The sequence below is a fragment of the Pseudooceanicola sp. genome, from assembly GCF_029213205.1.
Classification (GTDB): domain Bacteria; phylum Pseudomonadota; class Alphaproteobacteria; order Rhodobacterales; family Rhodobacteraceae; genus Pseudooceanicola.
Genome location: NZ_JARGNH010000055.1, coordinates 1 through 4,789, shown reverse-complemented (window position 1 = coordinate 4,789; position 4,789 = coordinate 1). Strand labels below are relative to the sequence as shown.

Here is a 4,789-nt window from a genome sequence, read left to right as displayed (position 1 = left end):
TCAGGCGTTCTTCAGGCTGGTATCTTCTTTCGGAGGCTTGATCCGAAAGAAGAGCGCATAAAGCACCGGAACCGCGACGAGTGTGAGGATGGAGGCGAAGGCGAGGCCGCCCATGATAGTGACGGCCATTGACGCGAAGAAGGCGTCTGGCAGGAGGGGGATCATTCCGAAGATCGTCGTGCCGGCTGCGAGCACCACAGGGCGCAAACGGCTGACCGATCCATTTATGACGGCCTTGTAATCCGAAACCCCCTCGGCGCGTTGCAGGTCGATCTCTTCGACCAGCACGATGGCGTTTTTCATCAGCATGCCCGAGAGCGACAGGAAGCCGAGCAGGGCGGTGAAGGTGAAGGGCAATCCGGTGAACAGCAGCCCCAGCACCATGCCCGTCACCGACATCGGCACGACGAGCCACAGGATCAGCGGCTGGCGGATCTTATTGAACATCAGGATCGAGATCGCCAGCATCACCAGGAAGCCGAGGGGAAGCTGCTTGCCGAGGCTCTCCTGGGCCATCTGGGCGCTTTCATATTCGCCGCCCCACTCCAGGGTGTACCCGTAGGGAAGCGGGATCGCCTCGACCTTGGCGCGGACACTTCGGAAGGCCTCATCCGCAGTCAGATCGTCGCGTGCGCCGCCGAGGGCGGTGATGGTCCGCTCCCGGTCACGCCGGTGGACAAGCGCCTCGACAAGGCGGGTTTCGAACCCCCTGACAAGGTTGGCCATTGGCACATAGGTTCCCGCGCCATCGGACCACACGGACAGGTCCTGGAGCCGATCAACCCCATCGCGTGAGCTCTCGGGGAGGCGCAGTTGGATCGGGATCACCTCATCGTCTTCGCGCAGCTGGCCAACACGCATGCCGGAGGTTCCGTAACGGATGGTATCTGCGATCGCGCCGCGGGTTGCGCCGGCCAGGCGCATACGCGATTCATTGACGACAGGTTCGACAACAATCTCTCGCTGGCGCCAATTCGTACGCGGGTTGGTGAGTGTCCCGGTATCCTCGTAAATCCGCATTGCATCATCCGCAAGCTGGCGCAGGATGACCGGATCCGGCCCCGAAAAACGAACCGCCACATCGGCCCCGGCAGGCGGCCCGAATACGATCTGTTCCACACGGATCAAAGCGTGGGGGAACTCGGCGGGCAAATCCCGGTTCAGCCGGGCCGCGATAGGCGGGATGGCCTCGGCGTCGGCCACCCGAACGATAAGCTGGCCGTAGCTGGGGTCGGCCTGCTCGGGACTATAGGTCAGCATGAAGCGGCTGGCGCCCCGCCCGACAAGCGTGGTGACGTCGGTTACGCTCTCCTCCGCCAGGAGGATCTGTTCGAGCCGCTTCATCTCATCGTCGGTGACGTTGATGTCGGTCCCCTGTGGCATCTGGAGCTGGACATAGAAGATCGGGGTGTTTGACGCGGGGAAAAAGGCCTGCTTCACCTGTCCGAAGGCCAGCACGGACCAGACGGTAATGCCCACGATGATCAGCACAACAAGGACCCGGGTGCGCAGAGCCAGCCAAAGGAACCTGCGGTACACCCCGTAGAACGCGCCCTTGTAGGGATCGTCCGACGCCTCTTTGGGGGCCCGCAGCAGCAGCTTGCCAAGGTAGGGCGTGACCGTGACGGCGAGCGCCCAGCTCATCAGCAGCGAGATCGCGATCACCGCGAAGAGCGAGAACAGGAACTCGCCGGTCGCGTCAGGCGACAAGCCGATGCCGGAAAACGCCATGATCCCGATCACGGTCGCGCCGAGCAGCGGGATCGAGGTGGCGGTTTCGGTCTCGGCGGCGGCGTCTTCTGCGGATTTGCCACGCGCCACACCGATCACCATGCCCTCGGTGATGACGATCGCATTATCGACCAGCATCCCCATCGCGATGATCAGGGCGCCAAGGCTGATCCGTTCCATCGCGATGCCGAAGACCGACATGAAGAACAGCGTCGAAAACACCGTCAGCCCGAGGGTTGCGCCCACCACCAGACCGGCGCGCCAGCCCATGGTCAACATCAGCGCGGCGACGACAATGCCAACCGACTGTCCGAGGCTGATCAGGAAGCTCGAAACCGCCTCGTCCACCACGGCGTGCTGTTCGTAGATCGGAATGATCTCGACCCCCTCCGGCAGCGCGGTCTTGAGCTCCTCCAGACGGGCAGAGACCGCCTTGCCAACCTCAACCACGTTGCGGTCTGTCAGCGCCGAAACGCCAAGGGTAAAGGCCGAGGCTCCGTTCTGGCGAATGACCTGGCTGGGCTGTTCGGCTTCCTCGCGGCTCACACGGGCGATATCATTGATCGTAACCTGGCCGACCTCTCCTGCCGCGCCGAGCCGAAGGTCCCTGATCCCTTCGGGGCTCACGTAACCCGGCGGAACCGACAGGTTGATCCGGGCCGGGCCCTCGGTAATCTCGCCGTTCATGAACACTTTGTTCTCGTCGGCGAGAATGCCGAGGATCTGGTTGGGCGGAAACCCCAGTTCCGTCAGGCGCGACGACGGGATCGAGATGTTGATCACCTCTTCGGCAAGCCCCTGAACCTCGACCTTGGCAACGCCATCAACGGTGACCAGCCCAAGCCGCAGTGTCGTGGCGAGATCGCGCTGTTCCAACGGGTTCAGGCCTTCGGACGTTACCGCGTAGAACATGCCGTAAACGTCGCCGAAATCATCGTTGATGATGGGCGGCTGCGCGCCTGCGGGCAGGTCCCCTTCCACGTCGCTGATGCGGCGGCGCATCTCGTCCCAGACCTGGGGGATCTCATCCGGCCCATAAGTCATCTCGATCTCAACGGTGATCTGAGCCATGCCCGGCATGGACTTTGATTCAACCCGGTCAAGCTGCTTCATCTGTTGCAGCGCATTTTCGACAACGTCGGCGACCTCCTCTTCAACCTCTATGGCCGAGGCGCCGGGATAGGGCACGAAGACAAGCGCCGTTTTGAGGGTGAAGCTGGGGTCTTCAAGGCGGCCCACCGTGTTCAGCCCCCAATAGCCGCCAACGAGGCAGAAGATGATGGCGAGCCAAACCGCCACAGGGCGCTTGATGCTCGCGCGTGAGATACTGAGTGCCATGGTCTATCCGGGTCCTGCCAACATAATACGGGATCAGAGACCCGAAACTGTCACTTTTTGATTGTCCCTGAGCCGCCACCAACCGCCGGACACTACCAGCTCGTTGCCTTCAAGGCCTTCCAGAACGATGATCTCGTCATTGATCGGGAGGCCCAGGCGGACGGTCTTGCGTGCGACCTGGCCAGAGGTTTCCTGGTACACCCAGACCGAGGGTTCGGTTCGGCTCGTCGTGTCCACTGCCGAAACCGGAACGATAACGGATTGCCGACGATCTCCCTCGGCGGCGATCGAGATATGCACCTCCGCCGTCATCCCGGGCAGCAGGCGCGGGTCGATGTCACCCGCGATGGCGAATTCCACATCGTAGGTCTGCGCTGTCGGGTCGGCATCGGTCGCAAAGGAGCGAAGGACGAGCTGCGCGTTGAACCCCGGCACCGCGGGAAAGCTCGCAACGATGTCAAACGCGTCGGGCGTTGCGCGCGCAACAGCCGCAAGCTCCTCGGGCAGAGAAATCATGATATGCATCTCGCTGACATCCTGCAGGCGCGCGACCGGCGCGGCCGAGGTAACGTTGACGTATTCCTCAACGAAGGTCCGCGCCACGATCGCATCGAAAGGCGCCATGATCTGCGTCTGGGACAAGCGCCGCCTGGCCTCACGGAACGCCACATCTGCCTGCGCGAACTGGGCGCGGGCCGCTTCGAGGCTGGCATCGGCGGCAACCCCCCGCTCGGCGAGGCTCGAGGCGCGCCCGAGATCGGAGTTTGCAAGATCAAAGGAGGCCTGGGCCCGATCAACGGCAAGATTAAAATCGGCCTGATCGAGCTGCGCAATCACATCGCCCTCGCGAATCCGGTCGCCCGGCTCGACGTCGAGAGAAATGATCTGCCCCGACACCTGAAACGCAATATCCACCGTGCGGGCAGGCTCGACACGGCCTGCAACATTGCGCGATTGAGTGATGACGCGGCGGAGCACAGGGGCCACCTCGACCACGACCGGCCGATCGTCTTCAACTGTGGCCTTCGCCCCGTCGTCCCCGTTTTCCCCGGCGTCCATTGTCGTCTGGGCCAAAACATCTGTCAGGGGGCCCGAAAGGAACGGCACAGCCAGGGCCGCAGCCGCCGCCAGCACAAGGACTGAAGCGATCCGCTTCCAGCTTCGGGTCTTTTTATTCGAGTTCATCAATCATTGTCCTTAATCGCTCGATGACGCAGTCTCTGACATCCGCGCCCCCGTCCGGAAGGTTCAGAAGCCGTTGAAACCGCAAACCCTGGATCGCCAGGACGCTAATCATGGCAGCCGGAGCGTCTTGGGTGTTGGTCAGGATACGCTCAAGGTCGTCGGTCAGTTCACTTCGCAGCGGATCAAGCAGCCGCGGATCCGATGCGGCAGCCGCGAGGATCGCCATCGACAGGTCATCAACCACGTCCTCTGGCTGCAAAACCGTTTCGAGATGCCCGCGTAAAGTGCGTGATGGATGCTGCTCCGGCACTTTGGCAAGAAAATCCCGGTGCGCGGCCAGCATCTGATCCAACAGACCCGCAAGCAAAGCCCGCTTCGTCGGAAAATTGTAAAGCACGCCGCCCTTGCTGAGCCCCGCCTCCTTTGCCACCGCCTCAATCGTTACACTCCCCGACCCCTCACGCGCAGCAATGACACGAGCAGCCATAAGAATCTTCCGCGATGCGTTTCTCGATCCCGATGAGGGCATCCGCTC

General features: G+C 62.4%; 3 protein-coding genes. All 3 read right to left on the bottom strand.

Annotated features, from left to right (window positions below):
• On the bottom strand, positions 1 to 3,069 hold the full coding sequence (locus P1U48_RS18065; protein WP_301070718.1) for an efflux RND transporter permease subunit: 3,069 nt from the start codon (positions 3,067 to 3,069) through the stop codon (positions 1 to 3).
• Positions 3,070 to 3,102: 33 nt separating this feature from the next.
• Entirely contained in the window at positions 3,103 to 4,254 is a 1,152-nt protein-coding gene (locus P1U48_RS18060; RefSeq protein WP_301070716.1) for an efflux RND transporter periplasmic adaptor subunit, read from the bottom strand.
• Positions 4,241 to 4,789, bottom strand: a 549-nt coding sequence (locus P1U48_RS18055; RefSeq protein ID WP_366142923.1) for a TetR/AcrR family transcriptional regulator, incomplete at its 5' end; no start/stop codon positions are given. The genes P1U48_RS18060 and P1U48_RS18055, both read right to left, overlap by 14 nt.